Annotated in this window: 14 protein-coding genes; 10 read left to right on the forward strand and 4 right to left on the reverse strand. The window is 43.1% G+C overall.

Annotation, left to right across the window (positions count from 1 at the left end):
* Window positions 1-24 precede the first annotated feature (24 nt).
* On the reverse strand, window positions 25-2,040 hold the full coding sequence (locus tag BP74_RS07470) for a ComEA family DNA-binding protein (RefSeq protein ID WP_496372643.1): 2,016 nt from the start codon (window positions 2,038-2,040) through the stop codon (window positions 25-27).
* Complete coding sequence (locus BP74_RS07475) at window positions 2,033-2,872, reverse strand: PorV/PorQ family protein (RefSeq protein ID WP_496372645.1); 840 nt, start codon at window positions 2,870-2,872, stop codon at window positions 2,033-2,035. Before BP74_RS07475 ends, BP74_RS07470 begins: the two co-directional genes overlap by 8 nt.
* Before the next feature lie 71 nt (window positions 2,873-2,943).
* Between BP74_RS07475 and BP74_RS07480 the strand changes: the two genes are divergently transcribed.
* The 5 genes from BP74_RS07480 (at window position 2,944) to guaB (ending at window position 9,328) form a co-directional block, all read left to right on the forward strand.
* Window positions 2,944-3,840 (forward strand): bifunctional 5,10-methylenetetrahydrofolate dehydrogenase/5,10-methenyltetrahydrofolate cyclohydrolase, encoded by an 897-nt coding sequence (locus BP74_RS07480; protein WP_496372647.1) that lies wholly within the window; start codon window positions 2,944-2,946, stop codon window positions 3,838-3,840.
* Between the two features lie 56 nt (window positions 3,841-3,896).
* Entirely contained in the window at window positions 3,897-4,523 is a 627-nt protein-coding gene (locus BP74_RS07485) for a 7-carboxy-7-deazaguanine synthase QueE (RefSeq protein WP_496372649.1), read from the forward strand.
* Between the two features lie 98 nt (window positions 4,524-4,621).
* Window positions 4,622-6,556: an OmpA family protein gene (locus BP74_RS07490; protein WP_496372651.1), complete on the forward strand. Its 1,935-nt coding sequence runs from the start codon at window positions 4,622-4,624 to the stop codon at window positions 6,554-6,556.
* Between the two features lie 101 nt (window positions 6,557-6,657).
* Window positions 6,658-7,758: a DNA-processing protein DprA gene (dprA, locus tag BP74_RS07495; protein WP_496372653.1), complete on the forward strand. Its 1,101-nt coding sequence runs from the start codon at window positions 6,658-6,660 to the stop codon at window positions 7,756-7,758.
* Between the two features lie 94 nt (window positions 7,759-7,852).
* Window positions 7,853-9,328: an IMP dehydrogenase gene (gene guaB, locus BP74_RS07500; protein WP_496372655.1), complete on the forward strand. Its 1,476-nt coding sequence runs from the start codon at window positions 7,853-7,855 to the stop codon at window positions 9,326-9,328.
* Window positions 9,329-9,340: 12 nt separating this feature from the next.
* On the opposite strand, the gene BP74_RS07505 is transcribed toward guaB, so the two are convergent.
* Window positions 9,341-10,666 (reverse strand): DUF2339 domain-containing protein, encoded by a 1,326-nt coding sequence (locus BP74_RS07505; protein WP_496372657.1) that lies wholly within the window; start codon window positions 10,664-10,666, stop codon window positions 9,341-9,343.
* An 88-nt stretch (window positions 10,667-10,754) separates the two neighbouring features.
* Here BP74_RS07505 and BP74_RS07510 point away from each other — a divergent pair, with 88 nt between their 5' ends.
* The 5 genes from BP74_RS07510 to BP74_RS07530 all read left to right on the forward strand — a co-directional run bounded on the left by BP74_RS07510 (window position 10,755) and on the right by BP74_RS07530 (window position 16,788).
* A complete protein-coding gene (locus BP74_RS07510; protein ID WP_496372659.1) occupies window positions 10,755-11,951 on the forward strand; it encodes an Lnb N-terminal periplasmic domain-containing protein in 1,197 nt (398 codons plus the stop codon).
* Window positions 11,920-12,759: an alpha/beta fold hydrolase gene (locus tag BP74_RS07515; protein ID WP_496372661.1), complete on the forward strand. Its 840-nt coding sequence runs from the start codon at window positions 11,920-11,922 to the stop codon at window positions 12,757-12,759. Before BP74_RS07510 ends, BP74_RS07515 begins: the two co-directional genes overlap by 32 nt.
* Complete coding sequence (locus BP74_RS07520; RefSeq protein WP_496372663.1) at window positions 12,756-15,371, forward strand: PKD domain-containing protein; 2,616 nt, start codon at window positions 12,756-12,758, stop codon at window positions 15,369-15,371. Before BP74_RS07515 ends, BP74_RS07520 begins: the two co-directional genes overlap by 4 nt.
* Before the next feature lie 119 nt (window positions 15,372-15,490).
* Window positions 15,491-16,282: an SDR family NAD(P)-dependent oxidoreductase gene (locus tag BP74_RS07525; protein ID WP_496372665.1), complete on the forward strand. Its 792-nt coding sequence runs from the start codon at window positions 15,491-15,493 to the stop codon at window positions 16,280-16,282.
* Window positions 16,283-16,320: 38 nt separating this feature from the next.
* On the forward strand, window positions 16,321-16,788 hold the full coding sequence (locus BP74_RS07530; RefSeq protein WP_496372667.1) for a hypothetical protein: 468 nt from the start codon (window positions 16,321-16,323) through the stop codon (window positions 16,786-16,788).
* Between the two features lie 57 nt (window positions 16,789-16,845).
* Here BP74_RS07530 and sov read toward each other — a convergent pair whose 3' ends face one another.
* Complete coding sequence (gene sov / locus BP74_RS07535; RefSeq protein WP_496372669.1) at window positions 16,846-23,976, reverse strand: T9SS outer membrane translocon Sov/SprA; 7,131 nt, start codon at window positions 23,974-23,976, stop codon at window positions 16,846-16,848.
* Window positions 23,977-24,042: the final 66 nt, after the last annotated feature.

The raw sequence follows: 24,042 nt of genomic DNA on the forward strand, positions 1-24,042 counted from the left end.
AGCTGTGAAAGTTATGCACGTTTTTTAGAAGCTCAACTGTAATTGTAACCGTACATCTGATTGTGCATTACCATTAATTTGATCCAGTCCGGTTTTTATGCTTTGAACATTGTGAAAGATTGTCCTGGACCAACGGGCTGAAAAAGAGAGGTTCCTTGCCGGTTTGCAATTAAGATTTATATAATAACGGAAACCGGTATCAAAAAAAGCTGGTATGCTGAAGCTGAACGGTACATCATTTTCATAGGCATAGATCCTGCTGTTATATCCACCTGATTCAAAATACTGAAGCCTTGCCCCTACCCGCCACATTCTTATTTTCTTTGATCCTTCCATATAGCCTAAGAAACCCTGCTCTGCATCAGGCTTCCCGGCATTATACCATGAAGCCTCCAGTCTTGCCTTCAAACTGAATCCATTTTGCAATTGGGTAGTAACATTGATCCTGCAACTTTGCCTGATCTTATCGGCAGGGTAATTCATATTACCAATAGTATCATTGAGCGGCTTGTTTTTATTGCGGTACAGGAAATAAACACTGGTTTCTTTTGAAGGCTGATGTTCCAACTGGATCATGTACTCTCTTCCTTTACTGGGTGCATCAACCCGGTACCTGATCCATGGAAAGGAAAACAGGTCTGTATACGCGTTGAGTTGCCAACCCATAAGAGGTCTTATTACCACACCTGCATACAATCCTTTTTCATTAACAGGCAGGGTATTTTCGGTGAATGCATTTCCATAAAGATTTTGATAGGCTTTGGATAAGGACCTGTAAACCAGAGAGACATCCAGCCTGGGGTCAAGGCTGATCAATGATCCGTGCACCATGGCCAGGTTTAAATCACGGTCCATGGCAGCTTCTCCGAAAAAATGCATATTCCTGGCGGTAAAAGCGTAATCTAAACTACTATTCCACAATGTATTTCCACTGAATGCATAGAGGTTGTACAATTCCGGCCTTTTTTGTAATGGCTTTGAAAAATTATGGATAACCGAGTTAATCCCCAGTTTCAATTTTGAAGAATGAAAGCTGATATTTCCACCCCCTGAAAGATCTGTTACTGAATTCTTATCATTGACCTCCGAAACAGTTCTGTTGAGGCCAGAATACAAAATACTTGTAAAAGCATCTATAGAATCTACATAATTGGCGTTTATCTTTTTATAGGATAGGAAGGCCGTTCCTTCCCAATTTTTTATACCCATTGTAATTCCTAATCCCCGGTTGAAATTAAATTCACCAGCAGACCTGTATGGAAGTAAAACCGGTGATTGCCGTTTGACTCCCATAACATCTGTACCCTTACCAAACCCGAGTGACTGCCATTGGATCAGCCCTTGCCCCAGGTTGATGGTATAATCTCCTAAAGCCAATGATTTGATCTTGCCCAGGTTTCTTATGAAAAAATGAATGGAATAAAAATCGAAACCCTTTGATTGTGCACCCTTGAAAAATTGTTCTCCTGCATCCTTATCTCCAACAATACCGTATTGCAACAAATTCTTATATTGGTATCGATACCGGAATAAAATATGGTTAGGGTCTCCCAGGTAATGATTGGGTAAAGTCTTGTCATATCCTTTTGACCTTTCCAATACCCTTGATATCCTTGATAAAATGGAATGATTACCATTTTTAAATCTTCCTGCCAGGTCTTGTTGAATAGATATAACGCTGCTAAGCGTTATATATGGAAGAACTTTGTTGATCGTGAAAAGATCCCAACCAGGGACGGCCTGCAATTCGTAGGTATTGATCAGCTTTCCTGCAAACTGCCTGTAATGGAGAAGATTGGCAATTTGTAACCCGTTTAATAATTTTAAGGCCTGCAGTTCTTCTTCAGTTGCTGTATTAAGGTCAAGGGGATTTTTTGAATAATATTCCAATTGCAATAAATAGCTATCATCCTGCTGGTCTTCCTCCTCCCTTGCCTCCGCCATGTTTTCCAACTGTTCCTGGGTTTTGGCAGGAACGTCCTGGGCTTGTATGATTTGTGACACCAGTAGCAGGCCAATAAAAAATAATAACCTATTCATTATCCTGCTGTGCTTTTACCGGTGGGTTAAAGATCAATAGCAATCCTGGTGTGACACCTAATTGAGGATGCATGGAAGCCAGAACATTTAACTGTAGCGTTTTCAACACCACACCAAAACCTATATAATAAGAGGAAGTAGCTGAACCAATTCCCCCGCAGGCTGACAATTTATCGCCGAAATAATAATGCATGCCCGCGTTCAGATTTAAAGGCTGGTCTTCCTGTTTTTCAATGGAAGCGCCAATAAAGACCTTTGATGAAACATCATATCCAAAACCTGCTGCATATATGGAAGGAAGATTTTCTCCCGCTTTCTTCCCTAATTGATTGCCGGAAGGATTATACATATGAAATCCTATATTGAAAGATTCCGTAAGATGAAACAATACACCTCCTTCCGCATTAATGGATGAAGCTGAACCATATCCCTGCGTCTTGAAATTGTAATAATTGAACTGAACACCTATGTCGATCTTTTCACCGAGCTTTCGGCCATAGGCTAATCCAATACCGGATTCATTGTAGGAAAGGTCTCCAAAATGATCCGCCCTGATACCAAAATTGCCGGAAGTTGTGGGTATACTGACAGTGGCAGTATACTGGCTTAACTCCTTTAATGCAAAACGTTTTTCACCATATACTGCAGCAGCAATAGTATGGATCCTTGCCAGGGAAGCCTGGTTTGACACGATAGCATAAGGACTGGAATGGGAGGAACTATAAGCTAACAATTGGGCAACGGGGGCAGCAAGGGGCTTCCGAATGGATTGACCATGAACAACAATATGGACAATAAAATGGCAGAAGAGATAAATAAATAGTCTTCTCACGCAGTAAGTTTGGTTGTTAAGATATATGATAAAATTTATTTTGCCAATGGCTGCTTTCTTACTTTTGCGCCATGCAAATCTTAAATGGGAAGGAAGCCTCCCAGGCGATAAAAGACTCTATTAAACTGGAAATGGCTCAATTGGCTTCCCGGGGTAAACAAGTACCGCACCTGGTAGCGGTTTTGGTGGGTAATAATGGTGCCAGTGAGACCTATGTCGCCTCAAAAGTAAAGGCATGTGAAGAGGTTGGTTTTAAATCAACACTGATACGTCTTGAGGATACCATTTCATCTTTCAAACTCCTTGATATTATCCGGGATCTGAATACAGACCCTGATGTTGACGGTATATTGGTTCAGCTTCCATTACCTGATCATATATCATCTGAAGAGGTGATCAATACTATTGACCCGGTAAAGGATGTGGATGGATTTCATCCTAATAATGTAGGACGCATGGTGCTGGGTCAGTCAAGCTTTATTCCGGCCACCCCCTACGGTATTATGCTGATGCTGGAACACTATAAAGTGGAGACCAAAGGCAAACATGCAGTGGTAGTGGGCAGGAGCAATATCGTTGGCAGACCGATGAGCATCTTATTAAGTGGCAATAATTATCCGGGTAATTGCACGGTCACGATTTGCCATTCCCATACAAAAAATGTAAAGGAGATCTGCCTATCAGCGGATATCATCATTGCAGCGCTTGGAAGACCAGGATTTATTACTGCTGATATGGTAAAGGAAGGTGCAGTGATCATAGATGTTGGTATTACCCGTGTGACCGACCCTTCCAGGAAATCAGGCTACCGCATAAGCGGGGATGTAGACTTTGAAAACGTGGCACCTAAATGCTCCTTCATTACCCCGGTGCCTGGCGGCGTAGGCCCAATGACAATTGCAGCCCTAATGAAAAATACTTTTAGGGCATGCGCTTTGAAGCATTATGAAGAAGAAGAAGCAAAATAATCATCAGAGGCAATTCAAAATAGTACCCGTAAAATTTATCATTGACTAAATCGCTCATGTCATCAACTGTTGCCATACTTCCCGATACAGCTTTACCTGTCATGGAACATTTTTATACCCTGCAGGGAGAAGGTGTGCACCAGGGAAAAGCAGCGTATTTTATCAGGTTGGGAGGTTGTGATGTTGGTTGTGTGTGGTGTGATGTGAAAGACAGCTGGGACAGTACCAAACATCCTTTACTTGAAATTCAATACCTGGTGGACCAGGTAAAACAGGCGGGGTCTCCCATTGCAGTGATCACGGGTGGTGAACCATTGCTGCATGACCTTGACGAACTGACCCGACAGTTGCAAAAGGCAGGCTTTAAAACGCATATGGAAACCTCGGGCAGTTCACCGCTTTCAGGCAACTGGGATTGGATCACGCTATCCCCCAAAAAATTCAAAGCGCCACTTACTGAAGTCGTTGTAAAAGCAAATGAACTTAAGGTGGTTGTATTCAATAAATCAGATTTTGATTGGGCGGAAAAATGGGCAGCACAAGTGTCTCCGGATTGCAAACTTTACCTGCAGCCTGAATGGGATAAAGCAGCCCTGGTCACACCAATGATCATTGATTATATCAAGGCACACCCTCAATGGCAACTTTCACTGCAGATCCATAAATATATCAATGTGCCCTGATCTGGTTTCCAGGCTTTATTATAGTCTGTTCAATCCCGTTTATTGTTAAATCTGCAGGCAGCATTTCATTTCATGGGAATAGTTTTTAACTTCATCAGATGAAGAACCGCTCCCTGTTAATACTCATTTATACCCTCATACTATTTGTAATCCCCGGTTTTTACATCCAGCTATTTGCACAGTATGATCCTGTTTCTATCAATAAAAAGGCAATTGAGGTTTATGAAAAAGGGATAGAAAAGGCACAGGGCGGTAATTATAAAGAAGCCATACAATTGCTGCAGGATGCTGTTCAAAAAGATGGCCGGTATATCGATGCCTATTTATCCCTGGGCGGTGTATTTGGCCAATTAAAAGAATACCAGCAAAGTACCACGTGGTACGAGAAAGCATTCGCACTTGATTCCAATTACACTTCTGATTTCAGGCTTCCATATGCCATCAACCTTGCAGGAATGGGTGATTTTGAAAAAGCAGCTAATAGTTTAGAAGCCCTGTTATCAAGAAATAACGTGAATGCTAATACCAGGAAGGCTGCAGAATATCGTCTCAAAGCCTTCAGGTTTGCCGTGGACTATGCCAGGGCACACCCTGCAAAAAATTATGTATTCGCACCCCACAACCTTGGGGACAGCATCAATACATATGAATCGGAATACTTTCCTTCTATGCCCGTTGATGGCAATACATTGATATTCACCCGCAGACTAAATAATTTCAACGAAGACTTTTTCGCCAGTCATAAAAAAGATACTACATGGGGAAAGGCTTTTCGTCTGAATGGCAGTATCAACACAGCTCAGAATGAAGGCGCACAAAGTATTTCACAGGATGGTAACTGGCTGGTATTTACAGGCTGCAATCGCCCCGATGGCTTTGGCAGTTGCGATCTGTACATATCTTACCAGACCAATGACGGATGGAGCGAGGCTATTAACCTGGGAGGTAAAATCAATAGTGACCAGTGGGATTCCCAACCTTGTCTTTCACCCGATAAAAGAGACCTGTATTTTGCCAGCCGCCGCTTTGGTGGCTATGGTGGCAGTGATCTGTATGTATCGCATTTAGGACCCACAGGTAAATGGAGCGAACCAGAGAACCTGGGCCCACAGATCAATACAGCCGGCGATGAAACATCACCCTTTATTCATGCCGATAATCAAACCTTATATTTTGCTTCCACTGGTCTGCAAGGTTATGGAGAGGAAGACCTTTTTTTAGTACGCAAAGGCAAGGATGGAAAATGGGGACAGCCAGAGAACCTTGGATATCCTATCAATACGATCAGTCATGAAGGCACCTTGTTCATTGCTTCAGATGGCAAGACGGCCTACTATGCCAGTGACCGGAGTGATACCAAAGGGGGCCTGGATATTTACCAGTTTGAATTAAGAGAAGATATCCGGCCCGCCAGGACACTATGGGTGAAGGGAAAGGTGTTTGATAAAAACACATCTACCGGGCTTCCTTCAACCGTGGAATTGATCGACCTTGATTCGAGGCAAACCATTTCACGGGTACAGACAGACGAAACAGGCAATTACATGATCACTTTACCTGTTGGAAAAGACTATGCCTTTAATGTGGCACGAAGAGGGTATTTGTTCTATTCTGATAATTACTCCCTGAAGGACAGATCACCGGATTCTACCTACAATAAAGACATTCCCCTGCAACCCATCGCTGTGAATGCTGCTATTGTTCTCCGGAATATTTTCTTTGATTTCAATAAATATGAACTAAAGCCCGAGTCACAGGTGGAACTGGATAAGGTGGTTCAGTTATTACAGGAAAATCCACCAGTAAGAATACAAATTGAAGGCTACACGGATAATGTGGGCAGCCCGGCCGACAATCAAAAACTATCTGAGAACAGGTCAAAAGCTGTGGTCAATTATTTAAACAGTAAAGGCATTGCGCTGACCCGGTTAATAGCAAAGGGCTTTGGAGCCACTAAGCCCATTGCACCTAATACAACTGAGCAAGGCAGGGCGCAAAACAGGCGTACAGAATTAAAAATCATAGCTAAGTAAGCTTCCTGTTTTATTTATTCTGTTTTCACATATAGGTTACTATTATTAATAAAAATTATTTGAGCGCAGGTAAAAATTCCGAAATTGTAACTCCATAGTTTATGAGCTCGGAATTGTTTTATCAACTGGCACTAACCCTGGTACCCAATATTGGAGATGTTCATGCCAAATTGTTGCTTCAGCAATTTGGAGATGCTTCGTCTATTTTTAAAGCATCCTATAAGGATCTTGAAAGACTGGAAGGTATAGGAACTGTTAGGGCTAATAGCATCAGGGAATTCAAGGATTTTCATTTAGCAGAAGCTGAACTTGGATTCATTGAAAAGTACAGGATTAAAACCTTGTTCCTTACAGATCCCGGATATCCACAGCGCCTGCTGAATTGTTATGATTCCCCCACATTATTATTTTATAAAGGCACGGCAGATCTGAATGCCTCGAAAGTGGTAGCAATAGTAGGCACAAGGAGCAACACGGATTATGGCAGGCAATTCACAGAGGAACTGGTAGCTGAATTAGTATCACAACAGGTGTTGATAGTTAGTGGACTTGCCATCGGGATAGATGCCTATGCACACAAAGCAGCTATGAAGAATAATTTACCAACCATAGGTGTGGTCGGTCACGGCCTTGATAAGATCTATCCTTCCGTTAATAAAGCCCTGGCAAGAGATATGGCATTGCAAAATGGTGGAATATTGAGTGAATTTTTCAGTGGCACCCTTCCTGATAAGCATAATTTCCCTTTACGGAATCGCATAGTTGCCGGTATGTCTGATGCTACTATTGTGGTGGAAACCCTTATATCCGGTGGCAGTATGATCACCGCGAAACTGGCGGATGCCTACAACCGGGATGTATTTGCGGTGCCCGGGAGAACGTCGGATAATAAAAGCAAGGGCTGCAATTATTTGATCAAAAATAATAAAGCTATCCTGCTCACGGACGCAAGTCAGTTGTTGGAAATAATGGGGTGGCAGGAAAAGAAAAAGAAGGTTAAAAAACAAAAAGAGCTTTTTATTGAACTCTCCCCGGAAGAAAAGCAGGTAGTTGATATTTTGAAACAAAAAGAAGCAGTTCATATTGATGAAATCAATATCAATAGTGGCTTGAGCAGCAGTACCGTTGCTGCCGCCATATTAAACCTGGAACTGCAATCAGTAATTGGCTCACTGCCAGGTAAAATGTATAAACTATTGTAACGGGTATCCTTACTTATATGTATAAATAACGGGTGCAAATAATTTTCACATTTCCATATTTTAAAATTTTGAGGGCAGCCACCTATCTTTGCACATGGCAACAAACTCCACTTCCAAAAACTTCATAGAAGGTTTAACGTTTGACGATGTATTGCTGGTTCCGGCACATTCTGAGATACTCCCCCGCGATGTAGAAATAAAAACAAAGCTCACAAGGGATATTACATTAAATATTCCAATGCTTTCTGCCGCCATGGATACGGTAACAGAAGCTTCCCTGGCAATAGCATTGGCCAGAGAAGGTGGCATCGGCATGCTACATAAAAATATGACCATAGAAAAGCAGGCCGAGCATGTCAGAAAAGTGAAACGTAGCGAAAGCGGGATGATCATAGACCCGATCACGCTTACTGTGGATGCCACCATTGGTGACGCCTTGCATTTGATGAGGGAAAATAAGATAGGAGGAATTCCCATTGTAGATGGAGGTGGAAAATTAGCTGGCATTCTTACCAACCGGGATCTCCGTTTTGAAGAGGATATGCATCGTAAGGTGAGTGAAGTAATGACCAAAGAAAACCTGATAACCGCACCGGAAGGAACGGACCTCAAAAAGGCAGAAGCCATTTTACATAAGACTAAAATTGAAAAGCTTCCCGTAGTGAACAGGGATGGAAAACTGATAGGATTAATTACTTACCGGGATATTTTACAGGTCACCTCTTATCCTAATGCGGTAAAAGATTCTTTAGGCAGGTTGCTGGTAGGTGCAGCTGTTGGTGTATCCAAAGACCTGATGGACCGTGTATCCGCCCTGCAAACAGTTGGTGCAGATGTTATTTGCCTTGACAGCGCGCATGGCCATAGCAAGGGCATTATTGATGCATTGAAAGAAATCAAAAAGAACTTTAAACATATCAATGTCATAGCTGGAAATATAGCCACCACTGCAGGTGCAGATGCCCTTGCAGATGCAGGTGCTGATGCTGTTAAGGTGGGTATTGGACCCGGATCCATTTGTACCACCAGGATAGTTGCCGGAGCGGGTGTTCCTCAACTGACCGCCATCATGCAGGCCAATGCAGCGCTTGCAAAGAGAGGTATCCCCCTAATTGCTGACGGAGGTATCAGGTACACAGGAGATATGGTTAAAGCACTGGCTTCAGGCGCGGATTGTGTGATGATGGGAAGCATATTTGCAGGGACTGAAGAAAGCCCTGGTGATACCATTATTTATGAAGGCAGAAAATTCAAAGAGTACCGTGGCATGGGATCATTAGGAGCCATGTCTGTGGGAAGCAGTGATCGTTACTTCCAGGATCCTGAAGCCGATGTAAAAAAATATGTACCCGAAGGCATTGAGGGAAGGGTAGCCTATAAAGGATTATTAAAAGAGATCGTGTACCAGTTTGTTGGAGGACTTAGAGCAGGAATGGGTTATTGTGGAGCCAAAAACATAGCAGAACTAAAAGAAGCCAGTTTCGTAAAGATCACCAATGCCGGAATGCGCGAAAGCCATGCACATGATGTGGAGATCACAAGGGAAGCTCCGAATTACAGCCGGAAGTAAGAATAATACTGTTTAATGAGCATCGGGTTCATCATTGAACACCCGGTGCTTATATTTTTGATAGAGGTAAGACACTACCAGTAATAATATGCCCAGCACCAGGTATGAGACCACTTTTTGAACCGTTGAAAAAGTAAGGCTGTCAAATAGTACCAGTTTACAAAGTGTAATACCCATTAAGACAATGGCAGCCATCCGAAGGGTTTTGAGCTTTCTTATCACACCGGCTGCAAAAAGAAGTACTGCAACCAACAACCATAAAAAGGTTACTGTTAATCCTGTCCATTCAAAGGCTATAAATAGAATAAATAGAAAGAAAGCATAAGCACCCGCAATCAAAGCGGAATGCTTTTCTTTCCATGTATAGTATAAAACTGCTGCAAGAAGTGAGATTACTACAGAATTGCAAATGGTCACCAAGGCCAGGGAATGAGAATTCATTGATGGAGCGGTGATCAATATGGACGCAATGTATAATGCCACATTATTCAACAACAGCTGGTTATCGTTTTCTTTTTGCAGTTTTACTTTCCTGAATATCCTTCCAGACAGGGCATTACATATAAAAATCAAATAAAACAACACCATGAACAGGTATCCAACCCATTGGTCCCTGGCATGATACCTTGTGGCTGCCCACCCGATAAACAATACCCATGTTATAACCTGGGCAATCCTACCCACATTTTTCCATGGCTTCTTACTTCCCAAATAAATGATCCCTATGTTGATGACTGTTATATATAAAAACAAAAGTTCTGGCTTATCGCTGTTCTTGCTTATTAGAAAAGGTATGGAATAGGCGCCCACCAATCCAAGTAATGCTATTTCTTCATGGTCATATACCAATGCCTGGTAAACTGTGAACACAGTAAGCAGGATCATTAAGGTAAAGGCTGCAAAAAAAGGCATCATGGAATAATATACAAATGCCCCATAAGTAGTAAAGTATAGGGATGCCATGCCACCACTGAAAAGTATGGCACTGAACAAAATGTATTTGCTTTTTAACCTGGCTGCAAGTAAACAAAGCACCAGGCCTGCGGCATAAGCCATGACGATCCGCATGCCTTCAGATACCAGTTCTTTATCAATAGCATATTTAACGCCAATGGACAATCCTGTTACCAGTACTATGATTCCTATAATATGTATCAGTCTAAGGCCAATGAAATTCTCCAGTGATAAAGAAACTTTCTTTGTGGGTATATGCGTTTTTCCGCCTAATCGTCCCAGTTTGTTATATAATGAAACGATCTGCTCCTGTTGCTGCTTTATGGTTTTGTGCAACTGTTGCAGTTCTTCCTGCATTTTTTCTATTTCTTCGGTGGAATTCACATTTCTAAAATAGGCAAAAAGATACCACTGTTCATTTAACTTTAAAACAAGACACTGTTTACTTATCTTGCCCTGACAAAATGATCTATTGAAAAGGCTTTTACTTGCGCTATCTTTTATAGTCTGGCTTTGCACTACTTCTTATTCACAGGCTCGCGATTCTTTAAAAAATTGTGCTTTAAGAATAAGCCTGCTTACCTGCGCCCCTGGTGAAGAACTGTATTCAACATTTGGACATACAGCTTTAAGAGTGCAGGATAGCATGGCAGGTGTGGATGCCGTTTACAATTATGGAACTTTTGAATTCGCACCAGATTTTTACAGCAAGTTCATACGTGGTAAATTATTGTATTCCCTATCAGTAGAATCCTTTCCCGACTTCCTTTATTCGTACCAGGTGGAAAGCAGGAGCGTGGTAGAGCAGGAACTCCAGTTGTCCTGCGCAGAAAAACAAAAGCTATACACTGCCTTACAAATAAACGCGCTTGAAGAAAACCGTCATTACAGGTATGATTTTCTTTTTGACAATTGTACCACAAGAGCACGGGATATTGTTGCAGCTAATACTGAGTCTCCGGTACAGTTCCATAACATTTTACCTGCCAACGTTCCAAGCTTCAGGAACCTGATACACAGTTACCTGGACAAAGGCCATGAGCCCTGGAGTAAACTGGGGATAGATATTTTGCTGGGTGCTAAACTGGATCATAAAGTGACCAACCTGCAATCCATGTTCCTGCCAGATTACCTTTTAAAAGGATTTGACAGTGCACAGGTAAAGGCAAAGCCATTGGTTACTGCCCCTTCACCCCTATTATCCATGCCTTCCCCATTAACTGCATCCGGTGTATTTACCCCATTTGTATGTTTTACATTACTCCTGATTGGAATAGTGACAGTTTCATTGCTAAGATCGAAAAGATCCATCAAGGCCCTGGCTGTAATAGATTTCCTTTTCTTTTTCATCCTGGGTCTTGCAGGATTGCTGTTGTTATTTATGTGGTTTGGTACTGATCATACTGTTACCGGCAATAATTATAATCTTGCCTGGGCATTACCTACACATGTAATCATCGCCTTTTTCGTTGGCAAAAAAAGGAGATGGGTAATGGCTTATTTTAAAATCGTTTTTTGGCTCACCGTTGTTTTAATACTTACGTGGTTCATCCTTCCACAGCAATTGAATCCTGCCCTTCTTCCAATAGCTTTACTGATTGCCTGGAGAAGTTGGAACTTAGCTAAAAATCCTTTGTATGGAACAGAAAGAGATCACAATAAAGGGTAAAAAGCTTTTTTACCGCTGCCAGGGTGAAGGTGCTGTTGTCGTATTACTCCATGGTTTTGGAGAGGACGGAACCGTATGGCAAAATCAGTATGGAACCTTTCCTGGTTTCAAATTGATCATTCCTGACCTGCCGGGAAGCGGAAGGTCTGAAATGATTGAGGATATGAGCATGGAGGGTTTGGCTGAACCCATAAAGACACTGATAGAACATGAAACAGCCTCACTTTTTTTTAAAGAAGGAGAGCCTCATTCCGTGATCCTCATAGGACACAGTATGGGTGGTTATATTACGCTGGCCTTTGCGGAAAAATACCATCATATGCTTAGGGGATTTGGCTTATTCCATTCAACTGCCTATGCAGACAGTGAAGAAAAAAAGCAAATACGTCAAAAAGGTATAGAATTCATTAAAAGTCATGGCGCCACGGAATTCCTGAAGACGAGCATACCCAATTTGTTCAGCCCTGTAACAAAGGATAAAAAAGCACAACTTATTGAAGAGCAAATTACTGCCTCACACAACTTTTCCGCTGCAGCACTCGTTTCTTATTATGTGTCAATGATCAATCGGCCAGACAGGACCCATGTGTTAAAACAGACCCATTTGCCGGTTTTATTTGTTTTTGGAAAATATGATACAGCAGTTCCTTTAAAGGATGGTTTAGAGCAATCTCACCTCCCCGAACTTTCGTATATTCATATACTTAACGAATCCGGCCATATGGGAATGACAGAAGAAAGAGTGGAAGCCGACAGGATATTAAAAGACTATATAGCCAGCGTTACAAAGACCACTCAGCCAGAATGAAAAAATTTTTCCTGCTTATTATTATTTGTTTTGGGGCCATTGTTGGCTATGCCAATCATATTACAGGCGGGGAAATGTATTATACGCTTACCTCCCAATCCGGGAACAATTATACATATCACGTTGTTTTAAAGCTTTACAGGGATTGTAATGCGCCTCCAGGATCTGCACAACTGGATCCTTCTGCCAGTATTGCTATTTTTAGAAATTCCGATAACAGCCTTATTTGGGAAAAAAGCATAGCTAAAAACCCCACAGTAACTTTAGATCTAACCTCTCCCAGCCCATGTATTCAAAACCCTCCGGATGTGTGCTATGAAGTGGGCTATTACGAATTTGATGTCACGCTGCCGGGAATCGCAAATGGTTATACGGTGGCCTACCAGCGCTGCTGCCGTATTGCAGGCATCAATAACCTGATAGGTTCAAACCAGGTAGGTGCCACGTATACAGCCGAGATCCCGGGCACTTCCATTTTGCCTAATGCACCGGCAAACAACAGTGCGCGGTTCACTGGTAGAGATACGGTAATTATCTGCGCCAATAATGCGTTTTGCTATGACTTTAGTGCTTTTGATCCTGACAGCAATGACCCTGCACTAAAAGATTCACTATCCTATAGTTTTTGTTCAGCATACCTGGGAGGTTCACCTGGCGCTCCTGCACCCAGTCCCCCGTTTAGTCCTCCCTATGCTGCGGTTCCGTATTCCAGGCCATTTTTTGGAGAATCTCCTTTAGGCCCGGGAGTAACTCTGGATACAAAAACGGGAATGATCTGTGGCATTGCACCCGCCGTAGGCATCTATGTGGTAACAGTATGCGTTACTGAATACCGTGATGGAAAAGCCATTGCAACTCAAAGAAAAGACCTGCAGATCAAGGTAGGAGATTGTAATGTGGCTGATGCGGCATTAAAGCAGGAATATCTTTCCTGTGATGGCTTCACCTATACATTTGGAAATGAAGCGCCACCCTCAGTTTTGATCAAAACTTATTTCTGGGATTTTGGCGATGGTTCCACTTCAACGCTGCAAAATCCTACACATACCTACGCTGATACGGGTACCTATGTTTTTAAACTGGCCATCAATCGTGGTGAAGAATGTAGTGATAGTGCAATTTCCAGGATCAAGGTTTATCCTGGCTTCTTTCCCGGCTTTACTTCTTCCGGCATTTGCGTTAATAAGCCTACCTTATTCTCTGACACAACAAAGACAAGGTATGGATTGATAGATTCCTGGAGCTGGGACTTTGGCGATCCTGATTCTCAAAATGATTTTTCCAACATTCAGAATCCATCATATACTTATCCTAAGACAGGTTCAAAAAATGTACGCTTTATTGTTTCAAACAGTAAGGGTTGCCGAGATACAGTATATAAAACAGTAGACATTATCGATAAACCCGTATTAACACTTCCATTCAGTGATACGCTGATTTGTAGAGGAGATACATTGCAGTTACATGCCGTGGGCCTGGGATCGTTCAGCTGGTCACCCGTTGCTAATGTTATCAACCCTTCGAGTGCCGACCCATTTGTACATCCAACATCTACCACCAGGTACACGGTTCAACTCGATGACAATGGTTGTCTTAATAATGATACAGTGCAGGTGAGGGTGGTAAATTTTGTTACACTTAAGGCAAGAACTGACACGGTCATCTGTCTTTCTGACTCCGTGCAGTTAAGCGCCACCGGTGATGGATTACGGTATGTATGGTCACCTGCAGCTACAATACAAAATCCCAATAGCCCCATCACCTATGCCAGCCCCGGAGGAAATACTACCTACCAGGTAACAGCCACAATTGGCAGGTGTAAAGCAACCGATGATGTGATTATTACTACGGTGCCCTACCCTGGAGCCAATGCCGGTGCAGATACTGCTGTCTGTTTTAAAACTTCAGCCCAGTTACATGCCAGTATCAAGGGTAATTCTTTTACCTGGTCGCCAACCAGTTCACTGGATAATCCGAACTCTTTAAATCCTGTAGCTTCTCCTGCAAACACCACTTCCTATATTTTGACAGTCCTGGATAATATAGGTTGTCCAAAGCCTGGCAGAGATACTGTCATGGTAACAGTTTATCCCAAGGTAAATGCTTTTGCAGGCAATGACACCTCGGTAGTAGTCAACCAGCCACTATTATTCAATGCCACTGGTGGAGAAAGTTATTCCTGGTCTCCCCGCACTTCATTGAGTACTGACGATATTCATAATCCGATAGGCATCTATAACGGCAGCTTTGACAGCATTACTTACAGGGTAATGGTTACTGATGAAAACAATTGTACAGATTCTGCATTCGTAACCGTCAAGATATTCAAGACCAATCCACAAATCTTTGTGCCTACTGCCTTTACACCCAATAACGATGGGAAAAATGATGTTTTTCGCCCTATTGCGGTGGGCATTTTGAATATTGAATATTTCCGGGTATTTAATCGCTGGGGAGAGCTGGTATTCAGCACAACAACCAATGGTAAAGGTTGGGATGGGAAGATAGCTGGAAAAGAACAGGCTACCGGGACGTTTGTTTGGGTGGTGAAAGGTGTGGACTACACAGGAAAGTCCGTCTTTGCCAAAGGAACTGTTACCCTCATCAGGTAGTTCACTTATAGAGCCTGTAACCATCATATCGAAGATCCTTTAACTTTTACCTGGATCCTTTTCCAGAAACAGAATTACATGACCCATGCATAAATGGTTGATGATTTATCTTCGCTTCCATGAAGAAGATAGTTTTCATTACCGGCACTACCTCTGGATTTGGTGAAGCCTGTGCATTACTTTTTGCCAAAAATGGTTACAACATCATTTTGAATGGACGCAGGGAAGACCGCCTCCAGGTTCAAAAAAAATACCTGGAAGAAAAATATGACATACAATGTTATACCGCAGCATTCGACGTCCGGAACCAGAAGGCCGTATTTGATTCTGTAAACAATTTGCCGGAAGAATGGAAGCAGGTTGATATCCTGGTCAATAATGCGGGTCTTGCTCTCGGCAGGGATCTTTTTGATAAGGCCAGCCTTGATGATTGGGACACCATGATAGATACCAACGTTAAAGGACTTCTATACGTTTCAAAGGCTGTTATTCCCGCTATGATCAAAAGGAAAAAAGGTCATATCATCAATGTGGGTTCGACAGCTGCCAAGGAAGCCTATGAAGGAGGAAACGTGTATTGTGCCTCCAAATCGGCTGTAGATGCCATCAGCAGGGCTATGCGTATAGACCTGTTGCAACATTCCATCAAGGTCACAGCTATTCATCCTGGTGCAGCAGAAACCGAATTTTCGCTTGTTCGCTTTAAGGGTGCAGAAGATACTGCTAAAAAAGTGTATGAAGGCTTTAAGCCATTGTCCGCGGCTGATGTGGCCGACATTATTTACTACACCGCTACCCTGCCTGCCCATGTATGTATCAATGACCTGGTAGTTACCTGCACCCAACAAGCCAACTCTTTTTTTTTAACAAATCAGGGGCCGGGGAATAAGCATATTTACTATGAATCTTAACAGCTATTAGCTAGATTTATATCCCATCATTTCTTACTATGAAAAACCTCCTTCTGACATTAATTTTTGTCGCCATAGCCAGTTTCCATTCCTTCTCCCAGGAAGTACTACAACTACAATCCTGCCAGGACTCATTGATACAAAAACAAGCCGACAGCATCAAAAAAGCTGTAGCCCAGGAAGGATTTACGCTACTGAAAGAAAATTCAGTTACCATGGAAAGCCAATATGAGATACCGGTGATCGTTCCCCTTCAGGAAAGATCATTATACCATTTTGTCTTTATCGGGGACCACAGTTCCCGACAGGTAGAAGTTAGGCTCATAGATTCTGATGGCAATATGGTGATCTATGAGAAACGAAGCCAAAGTGAAAGCAATTTTATCTCCTTCTCCTACGTGCCAAAAGTTACACTCTATCATCAATTCAGGCCTTTACAGGTAAATAAAAAGAAAAAGAAAGGTCTGTGTGGTTATGTGATGTTATTCAAAAAGACAAGAGCATAACAATGAAGCCCCAATTAAATTGAGGCTTCAAATATCTTATTAGCATTAGTTTTTAAATTATTGAGATAAGGAAACCCGGATCTGCACACCTGCCCTTGTGGTAGTGATCGGGGCAGTAGTTGCGATCTTGGGAATGGTCCTGTTTTGTTCAAAGTACAACTTGACATTTACCCTGTTATTCATTACATAATCTATAGATGGAGCCAGCCTGATCACCTTCTGCCCTGCAGTACCAAAGGCTGTATTCTGATCCAGTTTCGTGTTGGCTGTTGCATCATCCCTCAGGCTGAAATCAAATCGCATGGTCACATCATTATCCAGGCCTTTGCCGCTTTTCCCGATCTTAATATTTCTTAAGAAGGGAACGCCCCTTTTACGCCAGTCCATTCCTATAGAATATTCAGTAGAACGGTTCTCCGCCAGTTGGTAGTCAACCAAACTCAAACTGAGCTGTCTTGACTTTTTATATTCAAACCTTGCAGACAACTGGTTGGTGAAAGACATATCCACACCTACCAGGGGGCTGAATTGCTCACTTATGGTAATGTTAGGAACCAGGAAGTATGGAATATAGTTACCGGTCTGCGTATCCCTGAAGTAAGGATAGCCCACTCTCAAAGGATCCATGAATAATAGCGCAGTATTAAAACTATTCATGCTCAATGTACTGTTGTATCCATGCCGCACCGTGAAGCTGGTAAATATCTTTTCCATTCCCTTCATCCTGGTCAATCCATTGTAGGTAATGTTCCAGTTAGGCCTGGGTATCAAACTCGAAAAGGGATTGGCCCTCAGGTTGGGATTGGAGTTCTTGATCAACTGGATGCTGAACGGATCCTTCTTGGTATAGGCCGCCAGGAAGGCAGGTATCAACACATCCTGCGCATAGCGTCCATAGCCCTGCACATATCCATCAGGTGTGGTTAGATTCGGATCTGCATAAATATTCTTACCACCCAACCGTTGCGATAACAATAACCTGTTGGCTTCAAACTGCTTAAACGTTTCTGATATCTCGTTAGGATCAAATTTGGTAAACAATGTCTGGTAAGAAATATAACTCATGCTAAAGCTACCGGTAGCATAAGGATTGAAACGCTGCAGTTTGGAATCAACGCCGCCGGTGTCCTTGAATAACTCGGAATAATTCTTATCATAGGTCCTGTCAAGATTCAGGTCTATGTTCAGGTCACGGATAGGAGTTATTTGAGCTGTTATGCTTATATGCTGGTTATAACGCTGTTGTATCAACGCATTGAATAATGAATCGCGCGTCAACAATCCCTTCCTTCCAAATTCATTGATATCGCTGGTATCTGGCTGGTAGCCCAATATATATTTCCATCCGGGGTTACCTGTGCCCAGGTTCATACCCAGCACTTTTGTGCTGTCCAGGTATCCAGGCAGCAAGGTCCCCAAATCCTCATTGTATTGAACCCCCACTCTCTTCACAGATGTTAGCAACCGGGCAAAGAATTTAGGCACACCTGAAACGGTAGGCATTTGATTAGGATCCTTAACCTTCTTTTTGGTAGTATCCTTCACTGTTGGTGCAGGTTTGGGTGCTACTGGTGCATCACTGTATACAGCCCTTAAAAACCTCCATTTAGTATAAAGCCTGTCAAAGTCAAAATCAGCTGTCAGGTTCCTGGTCTGGCCATTAACAAGGGTATTTCCCAATTCCCTTGCCAGCAACGACGCAGCTATCCAATCATATTTTGCCGCATAGGTAGCCCTAATGGTCGTCCAATCCAGCAATGGCAATTTGGATGTAGGCAGGTTATAAGTTAGGGAAGCCTCCTGGTGGTAATGGGTATTACGTCCGCCGGACCAGAAATTACGTTTTACGGTATCCTTCTTTTCCTTCGTATCTATATGACCAAATGGTTCATCAACGCGGGCATTGTTTACGGCATTAAAATCAAGCGTCATTGACCTTGTCAGATCCCAGCGAAGTGAATAATAACGGTCAAAATAGAAGAATTTATTAAAGGTTTCCGGCAGTTTGAATGAAGTACCCACATTCCTGTTGCGCAATACACCAAACTGCCTGAATACATCCGCCTTCACAGAGATCAGTGAGGGTTTATAATTGAAGTTGAAATCCCTGATCAACGCCAGCCATGGTGAGCTGGATTTGAACACTTTTTTCAAGGGTTCAATAAATTTGGGTTGCGGGGCATAATTATACCCTACCGCGGCCCTGGTTCTTTTCACGTCTTCCAGCTCAATGATAGGGTTAGTTCTTTGCTGGTGAATGAAAGAATAATTCAAATCGATATTCGATATGTCCCACGGCTGGGGTGCTTTGCCATTTGTTTTGTTCTTCTTTACACTGGTAAAGTTCAATGTCTTGATTGTGGTTTCATCTATGGCATCTCTCCTGATAGAATCTGCGACGGTCTTGGAAGGCGCAGCATCTATTTTCTGGTTTAATTTCAAATCCAGGTCATATGGATCGTATTCAGGCGTGGTGGTTGTTTTGCTATAGCCTGCATACATGGGTATCTGAATACCGGAAGTTCGTGGCAACAATCTGCCCAAATCAAGGTTGGTACTGATATCATATTGTGAGAAGGTCTCCCGGCTTCTTTCATTTACTTTCTGCTCCAGGGTTCCAAAACCAATACTTCTCATGCTTCCGCTGAAATTGAGATTACCCAGGTCAGCCAGCCTGATATCTACGCGGCCCAATGCGGCATACCCACCTTTTTCATCCAGCTTCGACAAGCGCAGCTCATTGAACCATGCCTCTGTATTGACGGTTTCCTGGCCCACATTCTCAATACCCAGGAACATGCCCCGCACTTCACCCAGGTTGGGATTACCCAGCACTGCAAATGTTTTCCCATCAGGTCCTTTTTCCTGGTAATACCTGGAAGGCGATGCTCCCGAACTATTCCGGCGGGTCTTCAACTGTGTCAATATGCTCAAATCAAAGTCAAGGTTATTTTCTGCCGGCCATATGCCAAGGGAATCCCTTGTTCCCCATGGCGTGACACGCAGCGGGATCTTTACTTCATAATAGTTACCTACAAAATCATTTCCTATGCGTACCACTGCATTCAGATCCCCATTATTAATATGCGTTCCCGGATTCAACATGTCTTCCACATGGACGAACATCTTGAGGCTACCATATTGCCGAAGGTCCAGGCTCATGGTCTTGAAAACACCACGTGCCTCTGTTTGTAATAAATTATTTAACCGCAGGCTTAATGATTGTTCATTCAATAATAACTGCACATTGTTATTGCTGATCTGTTGCTGGCGCTCTATACCCGGAGATTGGCGGTAAGGTATTGGTGTCCTCTGGTCGTTCTCTTCCAGGTTTACAGCCAGTACGTTTACCGAAGTGGGGTCATTGGCAGGTAGCGGAACATAATTACCGGTAGTATCCACTTCATAAGTGAACTTCCTCCACTGGTTTCTCACCAGTTCCAGCTTTGCAAATCGAAGTACGGTAGTATCTTCAAAATCAGTTAGGAACATCCTCATGAACCTGATAGATTTCAGATCTGGGATATTACCCACCTTGGCCTGCACATCCTTTACAGGTATACGAAAGAGGAACCATTTTTCTGTACGGGAGGTACCATCAGCCAGTCGCACATTTGCTTGACGTATATCCGTTATATACTTATTATTCTGCTGGTTCATACCTGGCTTCAATTCCACCCGGTACTGGAAGTATTCTTCTACTTCATTTAGCGTGTTGTCGCGATTTAGCTCCTCCTGGTCAGGATACAAGGTAAAGGCATTGGTAAATTGATCTGTGCTACTGGCAACAGGTGAATTGCCATGGGGGTTATTGATATTCTTATACCGTTGCAGAATACCAGCAACTGGTTGTGCATCATAAGTGGGATCCCTGTAACCTTTAAAATTATCGGCAGAAGGGTCTGCCTCTGCTTGTTTGTAAACAGGAGAATTGGCTCCCACCACTGTCGCAAGATCCTGCAGGTATGGCCTGAACTTGCGTTGCTCCGCCGTATCGGTTAATCCATCAAAACCAACATCCTGGAATGGCCTGTCGTTAGGATCGTTACTAAAAGCATTTGTTACCTGGATTGGGTTTCTTGGCACCTTACCCCAAACAGTTTCATCTACAGGCAGATTTGGCTGGGTAGGCGTAGGTAATCCATTCTCATACAATCGCTGCCCGTCATGAAGCACATCTTCAGAAATATTTCCAAGATCAAAATAAAGTTCACCGCCCTGGGGATTTCGGTTATTGATAAACGGATCCTGTACCCAGAACTCAATAAATTCAATATTACTGGTCTCAAAATCTGTTTGGTCAAGGCTGCGCATGATACCACCCCAGGACTTTCTTGGTGTGGTCAATCCTCCATTGGAAGGATTAAGGTTCGCCGTTCTGAAATTATAAGGGCCTCTTTCCTGCGGATAATAAGCCATGTCGAAAGTGGTCAATAGGTTTTGTCCCAGGTCGTTAGTGCGTTGGGGGAATATCTCGGTAGATAAAACCTGCCTGGTTTCCGGCCTGGACAATTCTGCCGGGTCATTCCTCAATGGGTTATTGGAATTCTTTCTTTCCTGCAGCACCGGCTCAATATTATACCAGGCCAGTTTGGCTCGGTTAAATCCGCTTGCCAGGTTATTATTCAAGGTCGCTTCAGGAAACAGGATATCTCCATTTTTATCTGGTGAGTTCTGTGGAACGGAAGCAAGTGTCCAACTGATCAAAGGGAATCTTAGATCAACTGTGCTACGGGTACCTTCAAAATCATCTATATAGATTACGCCTTCCCCTCCTTGTCCTATTTGTGGCGCATGACCTGGCTTTAACATGGCTGCCTCACCATAGGCAGTAATGGAAGACATAGCCTTGGTGGAATAAAATGGTAGCTTGTTCAACCATTTCGTCATTTGGGGAAAATCATTCCGGTAGTCGAAATCAGTACCATACATGGTATTGCGAATGGGGTCTTCGCCGTATCCCTGCTTGGTAAAGAAAGGTCGCTCGCTCAATCTAACCATGGTTCCACCAATGGTCAGGTGACGGTTTACCAGGTAATCGAGCCTTAGACCCAGGTAGTTCCTTTGCTGCAATCCAAAAGTGGCATTGTTCTCAAACTGCACCTGCACCGGCAAACCCGATTGAATGATAGCCGGGTTGGTAATGCGCAGCGTTCCAAGGTCATAGTTTATTTCGTAATCAATATTTTCCTGTAATATTCTTCCACCTGCCGTCACACTTACAGAACCTCTTGGAATATTGAAACCTAACTGGTATTCCGAATTCACTGCTGACTTGGACCTTCCCACCAGTTTGAATCGGTCAAGATTGGTGTAGTTCTGCGCAATGGCCTTGATAGTATCATATAAAGGATAAAAGAGGTATTTCTCTGCTTCGGCCTGCGATGGATATATATAATCCAGGTCATGACCAAAAGGTTCCAGGACGGGGAATATGATCCTGCTTTGCGATGAAATAACAGTAAATCCTTCGATATAATCAAACAATCCATCAGGTTGTGGATCATTCTGGTTATTAAGGCGGTCAAGGTTATCCAGTTGTATGATAGGGACACCTTTATATTGAGGAAGTACATTGGTAGGAGGCAAATACCTTTTGTCCCCTGCGCTGGGCTCTTCATAAGTCACATCCAGCCGGAAATCGTTTCTTTCCAGTTGACCAAATCCCACACTGTACACATTCTTCATCATCAAATCCCAGATAGGAAGGTTCGTACGCTGTGAAGTGGCCTTCAGCAATTTCAGGAACAATACTTTCTGAGTATTACCACTGCTATCGGGTGGTATATCCTGTGAGAACTCTCCCACCTGGAAGATCCTGCCGTTGGAAGTGTACTGATAGGCGATACCAACAACTTCGTCTGCCTGTAAGGGTTGGTTCAGTGAAATAAACCCTATCTGCGGATTGAAATAATATTCACTCGGCTGCAGTTTCCTGGCAAAGGTCTTTTCAAAATCCTGTACCGGCTGAAATCCCAGGCCTGTCAGGGTCTGTTGCACCAGGCTTGAGTTTCGCGTATTAGGATTGGTGGAAAGCACATTGAACAGGTCATTGGCATTGTTCCGCGGCATGGAATCCCCCGAACCGGTAAGTATGGTCTTATTATAAGGATCCCTTTCCCCCATATCCATAAAGGCTACCACATCACGGTAACCTGTGGCATTTTGAAAGTCCGGTACGATACCCAGGCGGTTGGTTACCCAAACCTCCACACGTAAAATTTGCACCGGGCTTCTTACAATAGGAAGGTCCTTCATGGCCTTATTATAATTCTTGCGGAAGTATTGAGCCATCAGGAAGTGGCGGTTCTCTTCATATTCATCTCCCCTTATACTAAAGGACTGGGTGGCGGAGCTACCCTGCATGCCCAGCGATTGACGCTGCGAACGCTGGTTAGCCAAAACAGTTGACAAATATAATTTACCAAACTGCAGCTGGGTTTTCACACCAAACAGGGATTGGGCACCCGGGATCAGTGTTCCTTTGGAAGCAAAGCTTACGTTACCCATCTGGAACTGCTTGAGGATCTCATCTTCTTTACCCTGGTAGTCCAGTTTCAACTGGTTTTCAAAATCAAAATTGGCCAGCGTATTATAGTTAATAGGCAGGTTGATCTTATCGCCGATCTTGGCATCAACCTGTAATTGGGCATTTTCATTGAAATCAAATCCACCGGTCTTCCTGGCTCTTTCAGGTAAGGTCGGGTTCTTGATGTTCTGGCCCTGGTAACCCGCTGAAAGATCTACATATCCTGAAGGACGAATCTCAACCTTACCATTACCCGTGATTCTATTCACCCAATCTTTGGAAAACCCAAACTTGGGTTTGAAATTCCTCCTGTTTAAATTGGATAGCAGGTTTGCCCTTTGGCGGAAATAAGCCTGTTCATCTTTTTCACCCTGGAGCTTCAGGAACTCGTCCATTGAGAAAGTGGCCGGGCTCCGGTAATACTGGCTCCCGATCTTTTCAACAATGAAATATTGTTTTGTCTTTGGATCGTATTCAATGGTGCGCTTCACAAAGCCGGTATCCTTGAGGTCAAAAGGATTACGGTTCGGGAAATTATAAGGATCACCCCTTCGGTCTTGCAAGGGATACCTGGAAGTATCCTGGGCCGGTGCTTGCTGGGAATAGAGGTTTTGGGCCTGGAAAAAGGCTAAGGTGGATAAAAGGATGATAACCACCATCTTAGGAAACTTATAGGTAGAATGGGAAGCCAAGTCTTTTCTCTACAATTAGTTAGTCAATAAGGG

This window comes from Flavisolibacter ginsengiterrae DSM 18136, assembly GCF_059568575.1.